Origin of the sequence: Xanthobacter versatilis (assembly GCF_043193975.1) — a bacterium.
Taxonomy (GTDB): domain Bacteria; phylum Pseudomonadota; class Alphaproteobacteria; order Rhizobiales; family Xanthobacteraceae; genus Xanthobacter; species Xanthobacter autotrophicus_E.
Genome location: NZ_JBAFVB010000002.1, coordinates 380,174 through 396,411, shown reverse-complemented (window position 1 = coordinate 396,411; position 16,238 = coordinate 380,174). Strand labels below are relative to the sequence as shown.

14 protein-coding genes are annotated in these 16,238 nt (G+C 69.1%); 9 read left to right on the top strand and 5 right to left on the bottom strand.

All coding sequences use genetic code 11. The features are described 5' to 3' along the window. Nucleotides 1-150: 150 nt before the first annotated feature. The 4 genes from sugE (at nucleotide 151) to V5F66_RS05440 (ending at nucleotide 4,133) form a co-directional block, all read left to right on the top strand. Nucleotides 151-468, top strand: coding sequence for a quaternary ammonium compound efflux SMR transporter SugE (sugE, locus tag V5F66_RS05455; RefSeq protein ID WP_394093419.1), 318 nt, complete (start codon nucleotides 151-153; stop codon nucleotides 466-468). A gap of 78 nt (nucleotides 469-546) precedes the next feature. Continuing rightward, nucleotides 547-1,425: a 3-deoxy-8-phosphooctulonate synthase gene (gene kdsA / locus V5F66_RS05450; protein WP_394093418.1), complete on the top strand. Its 879-nt coding sequence runs from the start codon at nucleotides 547-549 to the stop codon at nucleotides 1,423-1,425. Nucleotides 1,426-1,607: 182 nt separating this feature from the next. After that, nucleotides 1,608-2,978: a glutamate--cysteine ligase gene (locus tag V5F66_RS05445; RefSeq protein ID WP_394002878.1), complete on the top strand. Its 1,371-nt coding sequence runs from the start codon at nucleotides 1,608-1,610 to the stop codon at nucleotides 2,976-2,978. A gap of 228 nt (nucleotides 2,979-3,206) precedes the next feature. Then, complete coding sequence (locus tag V5F66_RS05440) at nucleotides 3,207-4,133, top strand: DMT family transporter (protein ID WP_394093417.1); 927 nt, start codon at nucleotides 3,207-3,209, stop codon at nucleotides 4,131-4,133. A gap of 10 nt (nucleotides 4,134-4,143) precedes the next feature. Here V5F66_RS05440 and V5F66_RS05435 read toward each other — a convergent pair whose 3' ends face one another. From V5F66_RS05435 to V5F66_RS05415, 5 genes are all read right to left on the bottom strand, one after another. Further along, nucleotides 4,144-5,343 carry an amidohydrolase family protein gene (locus V5F66_RS05435; RefSeq protein ID WP_012116174.1) on the bottom strand — a complete coding sequence of 400 codons (1,200 nt, stop codon included), beginning with the start codon at nucleotides 5,341-5,343 and terminating at the stop codon, nucleotides 4,144-4,146. A 116-nt stretch (nucleotides 5,344-5,459) separates the two neighbouring features. Then, nucleotides 5,460-6,233: a ferredoxin--NADP reductase gene (locus V5F66_RS05430; protein WP_394093416.1), complete on the bottom strand. Its 774-nt coding sequence runs from the start codon at nucleotides 6,231-6,233 to the stop codon at nucleotides 5,460-5,462. A gap of 44 nt (nucleotides 6,234-6,277) precedes the next feature. Then, nucleotides 6,278-6,610, bottom strand: a complete 333-nt coding sequence (fdxA, locus tag V5F66_RS05425; protein ID WP_012116176.1) for a ferredoxin FdxA — start codon at nucleotides 6,608-6,610, stop codon at nucleotides 6,278-6,280. A gap of 203 nt (nucleotides 6,611-6,813) precedes the next feature. Continuing rightward, complete coding sequence (locus V5F66_RS05420) at nucleotides 6,814-10,362, bottom strand: molybdopterin cofactor-binding domain-containing protein (protein WP_394093415.1); 3,549 nt, start codon at nucleotides 10,360-10,362, stop codon at nucleotides 6,814-6,816. Further along, a complete protein-coding gene (locus V5F66_RS05415) occupies nucleotides 10,359-10,832 on the bottom strand; it encodes a (2Fe-2S)-binding protein (RefSeq protein WP_394002888.1) in 474 nt (157 codons plus the stop codon). Before V5F66_RS05415 ends, V5F66_RS05420 begins: the two co-directional genes overlap by 4 nt. A 317-nt stretch (nucleotides 10,833-11,149) precedes the next feature. Between V5F66_RS05415 and V5F66_RS05410 the strand changes: the two genes are divergently transcribed. The 5 genes from V5F66_RS05410 to V5F66_RS05390 are packed head-to-tail and all read left to right on the top strand — an operon-like array spanning nucleotide 11,150 to nucleotide 16,037. Next, a complete protein-coding gene (locus V5F66_RS05410) occupies nucleotides 11,150-12,655 on the top strand; it encodes a hypothetical protein (RefSeq protein ID WP_012116179.1) in 1,506 nt (501 codons plus the stop codon). A 5-nt stretch (nucleotides 12,656-12,660) separates the two neighbouring features. After that, nucleotides 12,661-13,617 (top strand): UPF0280 family protein, encoded by a 957-nt coding sequence (locus V5F66_RS05405; RefSeq protein WP_394093414.1) that lies wholly within the window; start codon nucleotides 12,661-12,663, stop codon nucleotides 13,615-13,617. After that, entirely contained in the window at nucleotides 13,610-14,194 is a 585-nt protein-coding gene (locus tag V5F66_RS05400) for an amino acid synthesis family protein (RefSeq protein WP_012116181.1), read from the top strand. The genes V5F66_RS05405 and V5F66_RS05400 overlap by 8 nt, the downstream gene beginning before the upstream one ends. Next, nucleotides 14,191-14,775 carry an amino acid synthesis family protein gene (locus tag V5F66_RS05395; RefSeq protein WP_394093413.1) on the top strand — a complete coding sequence of 195 codons (585 nt, stop codon included), beginning with the start codon at nucleotides 14,191-14,193 and terminating at the stop codon, nucleotides 14,773-14,775. The genes V5F66_RS05400 and V5F66_RS05395 overlap by 4 nt, the downstream gene beginning before the upstream one ends. Nucleotides 14,776-14,828: 53 nt before the next feature. Then, on the top strand, nucleotides 14,829-16,037 hold the full coding sequence (locus tag V5F66_RS05390; RefSeq protein ID WP_012116183.1) for an ABC transporter substrate-binding protein: 1,209 nt from the start codon (nucleotides 14,829-14,831) through the stop codon (nucleotides 16,035-16,037). Nucleotides 16,038-16,238: the final 201 nt, after the last annotated feature.

The window sequence follows — 16,238 nt, the reverse complement described above, 5'->3', positions numbered from 1 at the left end:
CCGCACATTTATGCACTGCCTCCGGCTTCACCGGCGCGCAGGATGCCCTAAATGAGGGCAGGGGACATTCGTCCCCGACGGGACGCGGACGGCCGCGTGCCCTTGCGTATCGAGCGGCGGGGACGACCCCGCCACCCGAGGTACCCGCCAATGGCGTGGATCTATCTGTTCGTCGCCGGTGTCATGGAAATCGCCTGGGCCATCGGCATGAAGCAGTCGGAAGGCTTCACCCGGCTGTGGCCCAGCGCCTTCACCCTATCGGCCATCGCCGTCAGCCTGTTCCTGCTGTCGCTGGCGCTCAGGGGCATTCCCATCGGCACCGCCTATGCGGTGTGGGCGGGGATCGGCACCGTGGGCACGGCGCTCGTCGGCATTCTCTTCTTCTCCGAATCCACCGACCTGCTGCGGCTCGCCTCCATCGGCCTCATCGGCGCCGGGATCGTGGGGCTGAAGCTGGTCACGCCCTGACGAACCGACTAGTTTGGCGCGCCGCCGGGGCCTCGCTGTAAAGCGTTGCCCGGCGGCGCTGCTTCCAAGGATGATCCCATGACCGCCGCACAGCCCGCCACCACGCCGCAGCCCATCGTCGAGGTGGGGCAAGATGTGGGCCTCGTGCGCATCGGCAACGGCCTGCCGCTGGCGCTCATCGCCGGCCCCTGCCAGATGGAAAGCCGCACCCACGCGCTGGAGGTGGCCGCCGCGCTGAAAGAGATCGCTCAGCGGCGCGGCATCGGCCTCATCTTCAAGACCTCCTTCGACAAGGCCAACCGCACCTCGCTCTCGGCCCAGCGGGGCCTCGGGCTGGAAGCCGCCCTGCCGGTGTTCGCCGAGATCCGCGAGAGCCTCGGCCTGCCGGTGCTCACCGACGTGCACGAGATCGACCAGTGTGCCGCCGCCGCGCAGGCGGTGGACGTGCTCCAGATCCCCGCCTTCCTGTGCCGCCAGACCGACCTGCTCATCGCCGCCGCCCGCACCGGCAAGACGGTGAACGTGAAGAAGGGCCAGTTCCTCGCCCCCTGGGACATGGCCAATGTGGTGAACAAGCTCACCGGCGCCGGCAACGGCCGGGTGCTGGTGACCGAGCGGGGCGTGTCGTTTGGCTACAACACCCTCGTCTCCGACATGCGGGCGCTGCCCATCCTCGCCAAGACCACCGGTGCGCCGGTGGTGTTCGATGCCACCCACTCGGTGCAGCAGCCGGGCGGGCAGGGCTCCTCCTCCGGCGGCCAGCGCGAGTTCGTGCCGGTGCTGGCCCGCGCGGCGGTGGCCGTGGGAGTCGCCGCGGTGTTCATCGAGACCCACCCCGACCCGGACAAGGCCCCCTCCGACGGGCCGAACATGGTGCCGCTCTGCCAGCTGGAAGCGCTGATCACCACGCTTCAGGCGTTCGACGCCGTTGCAAAAGCCAATCCGGTCACCATCTGACCACAGCTTGGGCTTGGCTGTCCGGCCCCTTCGGACCAGCCGCTTCGGGCGCATTCCTGTGCGCCGGGCGGCATGGTCCGGCTGAAGGGTGCGTCCGCACGGTATTGAGAAACCGAAGCGTCTGTTGCCTTGGCCGGGCCGCCGTGTATGGTCTCGCGCCCATTTTGTTGAAGAGATTTCGTATGGCCCGGGACACCCTTGACGCGACCCCCATCGCCGGCCGGCACGAGCTGGTGGAGTGGATGGAACAGGGGTCCAAACCGGAGCGGGCCTTTCGCATCGGTACCGAGCACGAGAAGATCCCCTTCACCCTCGGCCGCCACGAGCCGGTGCCCTACGAGGGGCCCAAGGGCATCCGCAAGCTCCTGGAGGGCATGCGCTCCCTGCTCGGCTGGGAGCCCATCATGGAAGGCCCCACCATCATCGGCCTCGCCGATGTGACCGGAGGCGGCGCCATCTCGCTGGAACCGGGCGGACAGTTTGAGCTGTCGGGCGCGCCGGTCTCCACCATCCACGAGACCTGCGCGGAGCTGAATGCGCATCTGGCGCAGGTGCGCGAAGTGGCGGAGCCGCTGGGCATCGGCTTCCTCGGCATCGGCATGAGCCCCAAGTGGACCCGCACCGAGACCCCGGTGATGCCCAAGGGCCGTTACAAGATCATGGCCGGCTACATGCCCAAGGTGGGCAAGCTGGGCCTCGACATGATGTTCCGCACCTGCACCGTGCAGGTGAATCTCGACTTCTCGTCCGAAGCCGACATGGTGCGGAAGATGCGCGTCGGCCTCGCGCTCCAGCCGGTGGCGACCGCCCTGTTCGCCAATTCGCCGTTCACCGAAGGCAAGCCCAACGGCTTCCTCTCGTTCCGCTCCGAGATCTGGCGCGACACCGACAATGCCCGCTCGGGCATGCTGCCCTTCGCCTTCGAGGACGGCTTCGGCTTCGAGCGCTACGTGGACTACGCCCTCGACGTGCCCATGTATTTCGTAAAGCGCGGCGAATCTTACGTGGACGTATCGGGCACCTCGTTCCGCGACCTGCTCGCCGGCCGCCATCCGCTGCTGCCGGGGGAGACCGCCACCCTCTCGGACTGGATCAACCACCTCTCCACCATCTTCCCCGAGGTACGCCTGAAGCGCTTTTTGGAGATGCGCGGCGCCGATGCCGGCCCCTGGGCCAAGCTGTGCGCGCTGCCGGCCCTCTGGGTGGGCCTGCTCTACGACCAGCAAAGCCTCGATGCCGCCTGGGACCTCGCCAAGGACTGGACCGCCGAGCAGCGCCAGCAGCTGCGGGACGACGTGCCCCGCCTTGGCCTGAAGGCCGAGATCGCCGGCCGCCAGCTGCGCGATATCGCCCGCGACGTGCTCAAGCTGTCGGAAGCCGGGCTGAAGCGGCGCGGCTTCCACGACCGGCTGGGCCGCGACGAGACGCGCTTCCTGGAGCCGCTGGAAGAGATCGTGCTCACCGGCCGCTCCCCCGCCGACAAGCTGCTGGCGCTCTACAACGGCGAATGGGATCACTCGGTGGAACCGGCCTTCCAGGCGCTGGCTTACTGAGTCGGGGTGGGGCGGTCAGCAACTCCGCCCGCAGTTAGCGCATGATCTGGGCGCATTGCAGCCATGCGCTGATGCCATGCGCCGAAGTCCGGTTTCCACCCGGGCGGCGATGTTGCGCGGAGCACCCCGCGCCGGTGTTGGGGCATCGCCCCGGCATCGTCCGCAGGCCGCGTTGCGGGGGCGGCGGGCGCGTGCTCTACCTTGGGGCTCCTGCCTGGATCTGCCCCCATGCTCCCCGACACATCCCGAACCGATGGGCCCCTCGGCCCGCGCGACTTCGTTCTGTACGCGGTGTGCGTGCTGATCTTCGGCTCGGGCTGGCTGCCGCTGAAGCTCCAGCTGGGCGTGGTGGCGCCCGAGGTGTCAGGCACCTGGCGCTTTCTCGTCGCGAGCCTCGCCATGCTGGTGTTCGTGATCGCGACAGGCGCGCCGCTCGCCTTCAAGGCGCGGGACCACGTCTTGTTCGCGGGCCTCGGGGCGACGCTGTTCTCGCTGAATTTCCTGTTCTTCTACTATGCCGGCTATCACCTGCCGTCGGGGCTGATGTCGGTGATCTTCTCCCTTTCCTCCATCCTCATTCCCCTGTTCTCGGCGCTGTTCCTGCGCGTGCCGCTGCGCCGGCAGATCCTGTTCGGTGCCCTGGCGGGCATCGCCGGCACCGCGCTGGTGTTCGGGCCGAGCCTTGCCGACGGGCGGGGCATCAACGGCGCGGGGGAGGGGCTGGCGCTGGGCGTCGCCGGAACGGTGAGCTTTGCGTTCGGCAGCCTGCTGTCGGGGGTGGCCGGGCGGCGGGGCTATCCCATGGCATCCACCAGCTTCTGGGGCTTTGCCTACGGCTTCCTCATCCTGCTGATGGTGAGCCTGGCGCGGGGCGCGCCGTTCATGGTGGACTGGAGCGTGCGCTACCTCGGCTCGCTGGGCTTCCTGATCGTGGTCCAGACGCTGGCGGGCTTCGCCGTCTACATCCAGCTGATCCGGCGCATCGGGGCCAACCGCGCCGGCTACGGCACGGTCATGTTCCCCATCGTGGCGCTGTTCCTCTCCACCTGGTTCGAGGACTACCACTGGACGGCGACGGCCGCCGCCGGAATCGCGCTGGTGCTCGCCGGCAACCTCTTGGTGCTCCGGCAGCCGAAGCCGGCCACCGGAGCCTGACGAAAGCCAATTAGCCCTTCACCACCACCGGCATGCGGCCGGCGGGCGGGGTGTTGCGCGAGCGCTGGGTGCGCACGATGCCGTCGATGACGGTCATGCACACGCCGGGCAGGTCGCCGAGGCGCACGCTGTCCAGCAGCGTCACGCCGGGCGAATGCTGGGCCTTGTCCATCAGCACGAAGTCCGCCGCCCGGCCCACCTCGATGATCCCGCAATCCAGCGCCCGCATGCGCGCGGTGTTGCCGGTGGCAAGGCAGAATGCCTCTTCCGCCGGCAGCTCGCCGAGGGACGACAGCATGGAGACCATGCGCAGGATGCCCAGCGGTTGGACGCCCGAGCCCGCCGGCCCGTCGGTGCCGAGGATGACGCGGTTGAGCTCGCCCAGCTCGCGGGCGATGCGCAGGGTGTAGAGGGCGGAGCGCTCGTTGCCGTTGTGCACGATCTCCAGCCCGCGCTTGCAGCCCTCGCAGATGCAGCGGATCTGGTTGTCCGGAAGCGCCGTGTGGCCGCCATTGATGTGGCCGACCACGTCGGTGTCCGCCTCCAGCACCACGTCCTTGTCGATGAGGCCTGAGCCGGGGATGGAGGGGCCGCCGGTGTGGATGGTGGACTGGATGCCGTACTTCCTCGCCCACCCCACCATCTTGCGGGCGGTGGGGCCGTCCTTCACCCCGCCGAGGCCCACCTCGCCCAGCAGCTTCACGCCGGCGGCGGCGAGCTCCTTGAAATCGTCCTCCACCATCTCGTTCTCGATGACGGGGGCGCCCGCATGGACCTTCACCCCCGAGGGGCGGAAGGCGTCAAACGAGCGCTGGGCGGTGATGGCCAGCGCCTTCAGCCCCACCACGTCCTTCGCCCGGCCGGGATAATGCACCTCGCCCGCCGAAATCATGGTGGTGACGCCGCCGTGGAGCGAACTGTCGATCCAGTTCATCTGGCTCTGGCGCGGGGTCCAGTCGCCGGCCACGGGATGGACGTGGCTGTCGATGAGACCGGGGGTGAGGGTGGTGCCGTTGGCGTCGATGAGGGTGGTGGCGCCCTCGGTGTCCACATCCTTCTCGCGGCCGATGGCGGTGATCTTGCCGCCTTCCGCCACCACAGTGTCGGCGTCGAGGATGGGTCGTGCAAGGTCGCCGCTGAGGATGAGGCCGATGTTGCGGATCACCAGCTTGGTGGGGCCGCCGGCGGCTGCGGGGGCATCATGGGCCATGGAAAGTCTCCGGAAGGGACGGCCGGAAACGCGCGGGCGCACCCGGTCTTTTGTTTGTAGGCATATGAAGTGTAGGTCGCCGCCCCGGTCCTGAGAACGGGGCGGGGCGAAAAAACTCACCGTTCGGCGAACGCCTTCTCGATGACGAAATGGCCCGGCTCGCCGCTGTTGCCCTCCTCGAAGCCGCGCGACGCCAGAAGTGCGCGCAGGTCGCCCATCATGGCGGGCGAGCCGCAGATCATGACGCGGTCGGTGGCGGCATCAAGGGGTGGCAGGCCCACGTCGGCGCAGAGCTTGCCGCTGTCCAGCAGGGCCGTGATGCGGCCGGTGTTGCGGAACGGCTCGCGGGTCACGGTCGGGTAGTAGGCGAGCTTGGCGGCGATCTCCTCGCCGAGGAATTCGTGGGCCGGCAGTTCCTTCATGATGAGGTCCTCGTAGGCGAGGTCGCTGACATGCCGGCAGCCGTGCACCAGCACCACCTTCTCGAACCGCTCATAGGTCTCGGGATCGCGGATCACGGAGAGGAAGGGCGCAAGGCCGGTGCCGGTGCCGAGCAGGTAGAGATTGCGGCCGGGCAGGAGATTGTCGAGCACCAGCGTGCCGGTGGCCTTGCGGCCGACCGTGATGGTGTCGCCCACCTTGATGTGCTGGAGGCGTGAGGTGAGCGGACCGTTGGGCACCTTGATGGAGAAGAATTCCAGCGTTTCCGCCCAGCTCGGGCTCACCACCGAATAGGCGCGCAGCAGCGGGCGTCCATCCACTTTCAGGCCGATCATGGTGAATTCGCCGGTGCGGAAGCGGAAGCCGGGATCGCGCGTGGTGGTGAAGCTGAACAGGCGGTCGGTCCAGTGATGGACGCTGAGAACGTGTTCCTCGAAGAAGTTGCTCATGGTGGGGTCTCTGGCAAAAGCCGCGCGGGGCAGGCTCGTTCGGGTCAGATCGCGGCGGGCGCGGCGGACAGGAGGGCGCGCTTGTCGGCGGCGTCCTTCCAGGCATCGGCATCGTCGGGCGGGGCGCCCTTTTCCGTGATGTTGGGCCACTGCGCCGCGTATTGCGCGTTGAGGGCGGCCCAGTCGCCGGCGCGGGGATCTGAGTCCGGGAAGATGGCGGCGGCGGGGCATTCCGGCTCGCAGACGCCGCAGTCGATGCATTCGTCCGGATGGATCACCAGCATGTTCTCGCCGGCATAGAAGCAGTCCACGGGGCAAACCGAGACGCAATCCATGTAGGTGCAGCGGATGCAGTTCTCGGTGACGACATAGGCCATGGCGAGAGCCTCGGAATATTGTTTGTGTACAAATGAAAATAAGGCGAGGGGGCGAGCGCTGTCAACGGCCGGAGCGCATTCGGATTGCGGAGCTTTTGGGCGGCGATGCGGGAATTTTGGGCAGGGAGGTGCGATGGGAGTGCCCGGCCATGACGGCCCAAATCTTCGTCCCGTCCCGGCGAACGAGGACCGCCGCAACACCCTCACTGCGTCGGCGTTGCCCGCAGCCGTGCCACGGTCTGCGCCAGCCCGTCCCAGGCCGGGGCGTCGGGGGCAAATTTCGCGCGCATGTAGCGCACGAGGTCGGCCACCTGCGCGTCGTCGAGACTGTCGCGGAAGGCGGGCATGTCGCCCAGCGCCGGGGCGGCGGGGGCGGGGATGCCCTCCAGGATCACGCGGATGAGATTGTCCGGCTGCGCCGCATGGATATTGGTGTTGAGCGCAAGCGAGGGCCGCGCGCCGAACAGGGTCGGCCCCTCCGGTGCGTGGCAGGCGGCGCACGCGCCCTCGAACAGGCGGCCGCCCACGCTGTCCATGGGCCGCAGCGAGCCTTCCGCCTTCGCCTCCAGCGACGCGGCCATGGTGGCGGCATCGGCGCTGGCGGGGCCGGCGAAGGACGCCAGGTAGATCGCCATGGCGCGGATGTCCGCGTCCGGCAGATGGGCGAGTTCCTGCACCACCGGCGCCATGGGGCCGGCCGCCGTGCCGTGGAAGCGCGAGAAGCCGGTGCGCAGATAGGTGTAGAGCTCGTCCTCACTCCACGGAATGGGCGCCTTGGACAGCGCCGTGAGGGCAGGCGCCTCCCAGCCGTCCGCGACCCCGCCGGCAAGGTATGCCGCGCCGCCCTTTTCCGCGCCCAGAAGGTTGCGCGGCGTGTGGCAGGCGCCGCAATGGCCCAGCCCCTCCACCAGATAGCGCCCCCGGTTCCATTGGGGCGATTGCCCCACCTCCGCCTGAAGCTGGCCGGGGGTGAGGAACAACAGGTTCCAGCCGGCCATCAGCGGGCGGATGTTGAAGGGGAAGGTCATGCGGTTGGCGGGCGGGCTCGTCTTGACCGGGGCCTGCGACATGAGGAAGGCGTAGAGCGCCTGCATGTCCGCATCCGACATGCGGGTGAAGGCGGTGTAGGGGAAGGCCGGGTAGAGGTGGCGCCCGTCCCGGCCGATGCCTTCGCGCATGGCCCGCTCGAACGCGGCATAGGACCACGCGCCGATTCCCGTCTGCGCATCCGGCGTGAGATTGGTGGAATAAATCGTGCCGAAGGGCGTGTGCAGCGCCCGTCCGCCGGCATTGGCTATGCCGCCCTCGGCCGTGTGGCACACCGCGCAATCGCCCAGCGCTGCGAGGATCTTGCCACGCGCGATCATCTCGGCGGAGAAGCCGGCCGGGTCCGGCGGCGCGATGGGCGCGATGGCGCCACGGATGGGCAGCGCCAGCGTCGCCATCCCCAGCGCGCCGGCGAGCGCGGCGCCGGCCATGGCGAACCACGGGCGGCGGCGCTTCTCCCGCACCGGCTTCGGCGCGGCCGCTCCCGATAGGGCGGCACGCACCCGGTCGGGCGTGAAGGGCGGTTCGCGCAGGCGCACGCCGGTGGCATCGAAAATGGCGTTGGCGATGGCCGCAGCGCTCGGCACCGAGGCCGATTCCCCCGAGCCCAAAGGCGGGTCATCCGGGCGCGGCATCAGCACCACGTTGATTACCGGCACCTCGGGGAAGGTGAGGATGGGGTAGGCGCCCCATTCCCGGCTGGTGACGGCCTTCTCGTCGAACGTCACCTGCTCCTTCAGCGCCCGGGAGGTGGACTGGATGACGTTGCCGTGGATCTGGTGCTCGATGCCGGCCGGGTTGATCATGAGCCCGGAATCCTGGCCCACCACCACGCGCTTCACCGCCACGTCGCCGGTACGCTTGTTCACCTCCACCTCGGCCACCCAGGCGGACCAGGCGGCGCCGTAGCCGGGGAATTTGGAGTGCACGTAAAGCGCATAGGCGAAGCCCTGGCCGCGCACCACGTCGCCCTCCACCACTTCAAGGCGCGGGGCGGTGCGCTTTTCCCAGCCGGCGCGCTCCGCGGTGGCCTTCACCAGTTCGGCGGCGCGCTCGTCGTGGAGGTGGCGCAGGCGGTAATCCACCGGATCAACGCCGGCGGCGGCCGCCAGCTCGTCGATATAGCTTTCGTGGGCGAAAGAATTGGGCAGGGCGGAGACGCCGCGCAGCCAAGCCGCCCGCACGATGGGCGCCACATCGTCCACCGTGACGCGCATATGGTCGTAGGCATAGGGCGGGATGGCGGTGCGGTCGCCCATCTCGAACACGGGATTGTCCGCCGGCACCCGGCCCGTCAGCAGCAGCGCCAAGGTCACTGCCGCGTTGGAGGGATAGCGGGTGTTGAAATCATAGGCCGCGGGGGTGCCGTCGGCATTGATGCCCCCCTTCACCTGCATGAGCTGAGCGGCGCCCTTGGGCTCCCACGCATGCTCCTGCTCGCGGGTGAGCTGCACCCGCACCGGACGGCCCACGGCGCGCGACAGCAGGGCGGCGTCGGCGGCCACATCGTCGGCGCAGTTGCGGCCATAGCAGCCGGCGGCCTCGAAGCGGACGATCTCCACCGCCTCTTCCGGCAGGCCCAGCAGCAGGGCGATGTCCATGCGCAGGGGATAGGGGTTCTGCGTGCCGGCCCAGAGGGTGGCGCCATCCTCGCGCACATCCGCCACCGCGCAGGAGGGGCCGATGGAGGCGTGCATCTGGTAGGGCCACACATAGGTGCGGTCGAGGGTCTCGGCGGCGGCCGCGCGGGCGGCGTCGGGATCGCCGCGCTCATGGAGGGTGCGCCGGTTCTCCGCCGGGATGGCGCGCAGGGCGTTTTCCACGTTGTCGAGGTCGGGCAGGGTGGGCGTGGGCTTCCACTCCACCTTCAGGCGGCGAGCGGCCTCGGCCGCCTGCTCTTCGCGCTCGGCCACCACGCCCACGAAATCGCCCATGGTGACCACCGCCACCATGCCGGGAATGTGGGCCACCGAGGCCTCATCCACCCGGATCAGGCTCCTGCCGACGAAATCGCCCGCATCGATGCCGGCATAGGGCGGGCGCACCACACGGCCGTGCAGCATGCCGGGCACGCGCACGTCATGCACATAGGTGAACGTGCCCGTGGCCTTGGCCGGGATGTCCACCCGTGGCACCCGCTGGCCGACGATGCGGTGGGCGCTGGCCGGCTTCACCGGAATGTCGTCGGAGAGCAGCAGGCGCTCGGCGCGGCCCTTCAGCAAATCGGCGTAGGAGAGGCCGGCATTGCCGCCGTCGCGGGGGCGGACGATGCCGTCCTCCACCTCCAGCGCATCGGCGTCCATCTCCAGTGCCTCGGCGGCCAGCTCCACCAGCCGGTGGCGGGCCTGCGCGGCGGCGCGGCGCAGCGGCTGGGCCGAGACCTGGATGGAATCGGAGGCGATGGTGGCGCCCTGGTTGGGTGCAAGGCCGGTATGGCCGAGCACCATGGTGACGCGATGGAGCGCCACGTCCAGCTCCTCGGCCACGATCTGGGCGAGGGCCGTGCGGATGCCGGTGCCGAGGTCCACATGGCCGTTGAAGGCGGTGACGGCGCCGCTGTCGTCCACCAGCAGGAACAGGTCGAGGGCGCCGTCTTTCGGCATTGCGCTGCGCTGGAGGCCGGCCACCGACTGTGCCGGGCGCAGCACGCAGAGATTGCCGGTGGCAGCGAGGATCTGATCCTTGTCGGGGCGCGGCTCGCTCATTCGGATGCCTCCCCGTGGGCGGCGCGCATCACCGCGCGCAGGATCTCCACATGGGTCCCGCAGCGACACAGATTGTAGCGCAGGGCGGCGCGGGCCTCGTCCTCCGTGGGGGCGGGGGTGCGGGCGAGGAAGGCGACGGTGGTCATGATCATGCCATTCAGGCAGTAGCCGCATTGCGCCGCCTGCTCGGCGATGAAGGCGGCCTGCACCGGGTGGGGCGCCTCAAGGGTGCCGAGCCCTTCCAGCGTGGTGATGGCGCGACCTTCCGCCGTGCCCAATGTGGTGACGCAGGAGCGGGCGGCGACCCCGTCCATGAGCACGGTGCAGGCACCGCACTCCCCGAGCCCGCAGCCGAACTTGGGGCCGTTGAGGCCAAGGTCGTTGCGCAGCACATAGATGAGGGGCGTGGAGCGGGGCAGCGCGAAGCGGTGCGCTGTGCCATTCACCTGAAGTTGAACCGGCTCGGACATCTTCGTTTCGGTCCGTCATCGGACGTGCCAGTGTAGGCGAAGCGGCACGCCTCCCGCTTCCCTGGATTGTTTCTATACGAATGATCTGGCGTCAAGCGCGCACGCCGCACAAATGCGCGGCGCGCCGGGCTGCCCCCAAGCGGGGCAAAAGCGGTCATAAACCTGTGGCCGCAGATGGATAGGACAGGTCTGCTGCCTCTTCGGGCGCCGTGCCTCATCCTTGTGCTTGACACTTTGGGCTGCTCCTTTTTCATTAGTGTACATATGAAATCGAAATCGCCCCGCCGGTTGTCCGCAGGGGCCGGAGCCCGCCCTCCATGGCGCAGAACATCCAAGGCGACGCCTCAGGCCAGACCCCCGTCGCCGCATCGGCCGCCGACGACAAGATCCGCTGCGATGCCTGTCCGGTCATGTGCTACATCAAGCCCGGCAACACCGGCGCCTGCGATCGCTACGCCAACCGCGCCGGCGAGCTGATCCGCGTCGATCCCCACGTCATCCTCGACCGCACGCTGGAGCAGGGCGGCAAGGTGGTGCCCTTCGATCGCGGCGGCGACTGGGACGGGCGCCTGGTGGCCGATGGCGGCACCTTCGTGACCGCGGTGGGCTCCGGCACCACCTATCCCGACTACAAGCCCGCCCCCTTCATCGTCTCCGCCGAGGTGAACGGCGTGGACATGGTGACCGTGGTCACCGAGGGCATCTTTTCCTATGCCGGCGTGAAGGTGAAGATCGACACCGACCGCTTCCTCGGCCCCGAACAGTCCACCGTGCGCGTGGCCGGCGAGCCGGTGGGGCATGTCACCACTTCCGAATACGGCTCGCAGATGCTGTCGCTGGGCGGGGTCCACCACCTCACCGGCGGGGCCAAGAAGGAAGGTCGCGTCACCTGCGAGGCGCTGCTCGACCTGTGCAATGCCAAGCCGGTGGAACTCACCGTGGATGACGGCGCCACCCTCATCGTGCAGGCGGGCCACGCGCCCATCGTCAATGGCGGGCAGGAAGAGCGCATGCGGGTTGGCTGCGGCTCCGCCACCATCGGCATGTTCGCGCGCCAATGGTTCGGCAAGGTGGACGAGGTGGTGGTGGTGGACGACCACATCACCGGCGTCCTCTCCGAGCATCAGGCCGGCAAGCTTCTCGGCGTGCGCGATACCGGCATCCGCATGAAGGGCCGCCGCTCCACACCCGGCCGCTATTTCCAGGTGGCCGAGCCGGGCCTGGGCTGGGGCGGCACCAATATTTCCGATCCGCTCTCCATCCTCGGCGCGTTCGATGCCAAGGCGGCATGGCCCGGCCTGCGGCTGCTGCTGGTATCCACCACCGGCGAGCATTTCGGCTATTATGTGCTCGATGAAAACCTGGTGCCGCGCGAGGCCGACATACCGGCGGATCTCGCTCCCTCCGTGGAGCGCATCCGCGAGAATTGCGAGCCGGCGCTGTCCTCCGTGCTGTTCATGGCGGGGGCCGGCGGCTCCCTGCGCGCGGGGGTGACGGAAAATCCGGTGCGGCTCACCCGCTCGGTGAAAGAGGCCATCACCCGCGTCACCTGCGGCGGCGCGCCGGTCTATGTTTGGCCCGGCGGCGGCATCACCTTCATGGTTGATGTGATGCGGGTGCCGGAGAACGCCTTTGGCTATGTGCCCACGCCGGCCCTCGTGGCGCCCATCGAGTTCACGCTGACGCTGGAGGCCTATGCGGCGCTCGGCGGGCACATGGACCATGTGCAGCCGGTGCGGTCCATCCTCGATCGCGACAGTGTGCGGGAAGTGGCGCCCATCGGCGACAATCCCTGGCCGCTTTCGGCCCGCTCGAAGAGCTGACGGTCATGCTGAACGCTGCCCTCGCCAGCCCCCTCGCCGCCCCGCCCGTGCTGCCTCGCGCGCCGCAGGTGGCGCTGCTTGCGGACGGGCGCCGGCTGCACCTGAACGATGGTCCCATCGACCTCGTCGTGGAGGCGAGCGGCGATGCCCGGCAGGTGGCGGCGGCCTACCGCGCGGCGGTGGCGCGCTTCACCGGCCTGCTGGACGCGCTCTGCGCGGAACTGCCCTTGCTGCGCCGTCCCGCCTATGCGGGGGCCTGCCCGCTGGACGGGAAAGTGGCCCGGCGCATGTGGGCTGCGGTCGAGCCCCACGCGCGGGCCGGCTTCATCACCCCCATGGCGGCGGTTGCCGGCGCGGTTGCCGAGGAGGTGCTGGAAGCGCTGGCTTTGCCCGGCATCACCCGCGCCTATGTGAACAATGGCGGCGACATCGCCCTTCATCTGGCGCCGGGGGCCGACTATGTGGCGGGCCTCGTGGATCGCCCGGACCAGCCCCGCCTCATCGGCACGGCGCGGGTGAGCGCGGAGGGTCCGGTGCGCGGCATCGCCACCTCGGGCTGGCGCGGGCGCAGCTTTTCCCTCGGCATCGCCGATGCCGTCACCGTGCTAGCCCCCACCGCCGCGGCGGCGGATGCGGCGGCAACCGTCATCGCCAATGGGGTGAACCTGCCCGGCCATCCCGCCATTGTCCGTATGGCCGCCCGCGACGTGCAGAGCGACAGCGACCTCGGCCCGCTGAAGGTGACGCGCGCCGTGCCACAGCTTTCCCCCGCCGAGATCCACGAGGCGCTGGCCGAGGGCCTCGCCTGCGCCTCCGCCCTCGTGGGGCGGGGCCTCATCTCCTCCGCCGCGCTGCATCTGCAGGGCGTGAGCGTTTCCACCGATCCGGCCGAGGGGAAGTTCCCCGGCCGCTCCGTTTTGTCCCTCGCCCGCCAACAAGAAAGCGAAGCAGCTCATGCCTGAGGTCAAGATCCGCAAGCAGGTCCGGATCGTGGAGGAGATCTTCCACGAAGGCGGCCCCGTCGCCGCCACGCCGCGCCGCCGGGCCGCCATCGTCACGGTCATCGAGAACCCCTATGCCGGTCGCTATGTGGAGGACATCGCGCCCTTCATGGAGGACCTGAAGCCGCTGGGCGTCGCCATGGCGAAGGAACTGGTGGTGGCCCTCGGTGGCGATCCCAAGGCGGTGGACGGCTACGGCAAGGGCGCCATCGTGGGTGCCGCCGGCGAGATCGAGCACGGCGCCCTGTGGCATGTGCCCGGCGGCTACGCCATGCGCGAGGCGCTGGGCGACGCGCTCGCCATCGTGCCCTCCACCAAGAAGGTGGGCGGGCCGGGCACGCGCCTCGACGTGCCGGTGACCCATAGCGATGCCTCCTATGTGCGCAGCCACTTCGACGCCATGGAGGTCGGCGTCTCCGACGCCCCCCGGGCCGACGAGATCGCTTTGGTGCTGGTGATGACCTGCGGGCCCCGCGTCCATGCCCGCGTGGGCGGCCTTGCAGCCGCCGACATCTCCAAGCGGGACGGCCTGCGATGAGCGCGAAAATCCGCAAGATCGTCACCATCGTCGAGGAGACGCGGAGCGAGATGGGCCGCCCCGTCTCCCCGCCCACCCGCCGGGCGGCGGCGGTGGCGGTGATCGAGAACCCGTTCGCCGGCACCTATGTGGACGACCTCTCCGACCTCATCGCCATGGGCGAGGAGCTGGGCGGCCTGCTGGCAGCCCGCGCCGTGGCCGCGCTCGGCATCGAGGGGCCGGCGGCGCAGAGCTACGGCAAGGCCGCGCTGGTGGGCGAGAACGGCGAGCTGGAGCACGCGGCCGCGCTCTTGCATCCCAAGATGGGCGCGCCGGTGCGCGCGGTGCTCGGCAAGGGCGCGGCGCTCATTCCCTCGTCCAAGCGGCGGGGCGGTCTTGGCGCGGAGCTGGACATTCCGTTGGGACACAAGGACGCTGCCTTCGTGCGCAGCCATTTCGACGGCATGCAGGTGAGCATTGCCGATGCGCCCCGCGCCAACGAGATCGTGGTGGCGGTGGCGGTCACCGATTCCGGCCGGCCGCTGCCGCGCGTCGGCGGGCTGAAGGCGGACGAGATCAAGGGTGAGGACGGCTTGCGCTGAACCGGACGGCGCAGCCTGTAGTGCAGGACTTCGGATCAAGAGGGGAACAGCACATGAAGAAACTCATCGGCGCAACTTTCGGGGCGACCTTCGCCGCCCTGCTGCTCGCCTCCGGTGCCGCGAAGGCGCTCGAAGGCGAGATCAAGGTGGGCGAGATCAATTCCTATTCGGCGCTGCCCGCCTTCACCGAGCCCTATCGCAAGGGCATGGAACTGGCGCTGAAGGAGATCAACGACGCCGGCGGCATCAAGGGCAAGAAGCTGGTCATCATCTCCAAGGATGACGGCGGCAAGCCCGCCGACGCCCTCACCGCCGCCAACGAGCTGGTCTCGCGCGACGGCGTGGTGATGATCTCCGGCGGCTTCCTTTCCAACGTGGGCCTCGCGCTGGCGGACTTCGCCAAGCAGAAGCAGGTGGTCTACATCGCCGCCGAGCCGCTCACCGACGCCATCGTCTGGTCGAAGGGCAACGACTACACCTTCCGCCTGCGCACCTCCAACTACATGCAGGCCGCCATGCTGGCGGAAGAGGCGGCCAAGCTTCCCGCCAAGAAGTGGGCCACCATCGCCCCCAATTATGAATTCGGCCAGTCGTTCGTGGCCGTGTTCAAGGAGCTGCTGAAGAAGAAGCGCCCGGACGTGGAGTTCGTGGCCGAGCAGTGGCCGCCGCTCAACAAGATCGACGCCGGCCCGGTGCTGCAGGCCATCGACGCCGCCAAGCCCGACGCCATCCTCAACGCCACCTTCGCCGGCGACCTGGTGAAGCTGGTGCGCGAGGGCAATACCCGCGGCATCTTCAAGGACCGCGCGGTGGTGAGCTATCTCACCGGCGAGCCGGAATATCTCGACCCGCTGAAGACCGAGACGCCGGAAGGCTGGATCGTCACCGGCTATCCCTGGTACGGCATCAAGACCGCCGAGCACCAGGCGTTCCTCGACGCCTACCAGCAGCTCCACAAGGACTATCCGCGCCTCGGCTCCATCGTCGGCTACTCGACGGTGAAGTCCATCGCGGCGGTGCTGAAGGCCACCGACGACCACACCACCGACGGCATCGTCAAGGCCATGAAGAACCTGAAGGTTTCCACCCCCTTCGGCGACATCGTCTATCGCGCCGCCGACCACCAGTCGACGCTGGGCGCCTATATCGGCACCACCGCGCAGCAGGACGGCAAGGGCGTGATGGTGAACTTCACCTTCAAGCCCGGCGCCGACTACCTGCCGCCGGAAGCCGAAGCCGCCAAGCTGCGCCCGGCGAACTGAAGTTGTCTCCCTCCCCCGCACGCGGGAGAGGGGGCAGGGCAGGACCATTCAAGCCGTCATGGCCGGGCTTGACCCGGCCATCCACGGGGACGGGCCGGGAACCAGGCTCCCAACGGAGCACCCACGGCACGGCGTGGATGCCCGGGACAAGCCCGGGCATGACCGTGGTGGAAAAAGTCGGGCGTTTCCCTCCCCCCACGC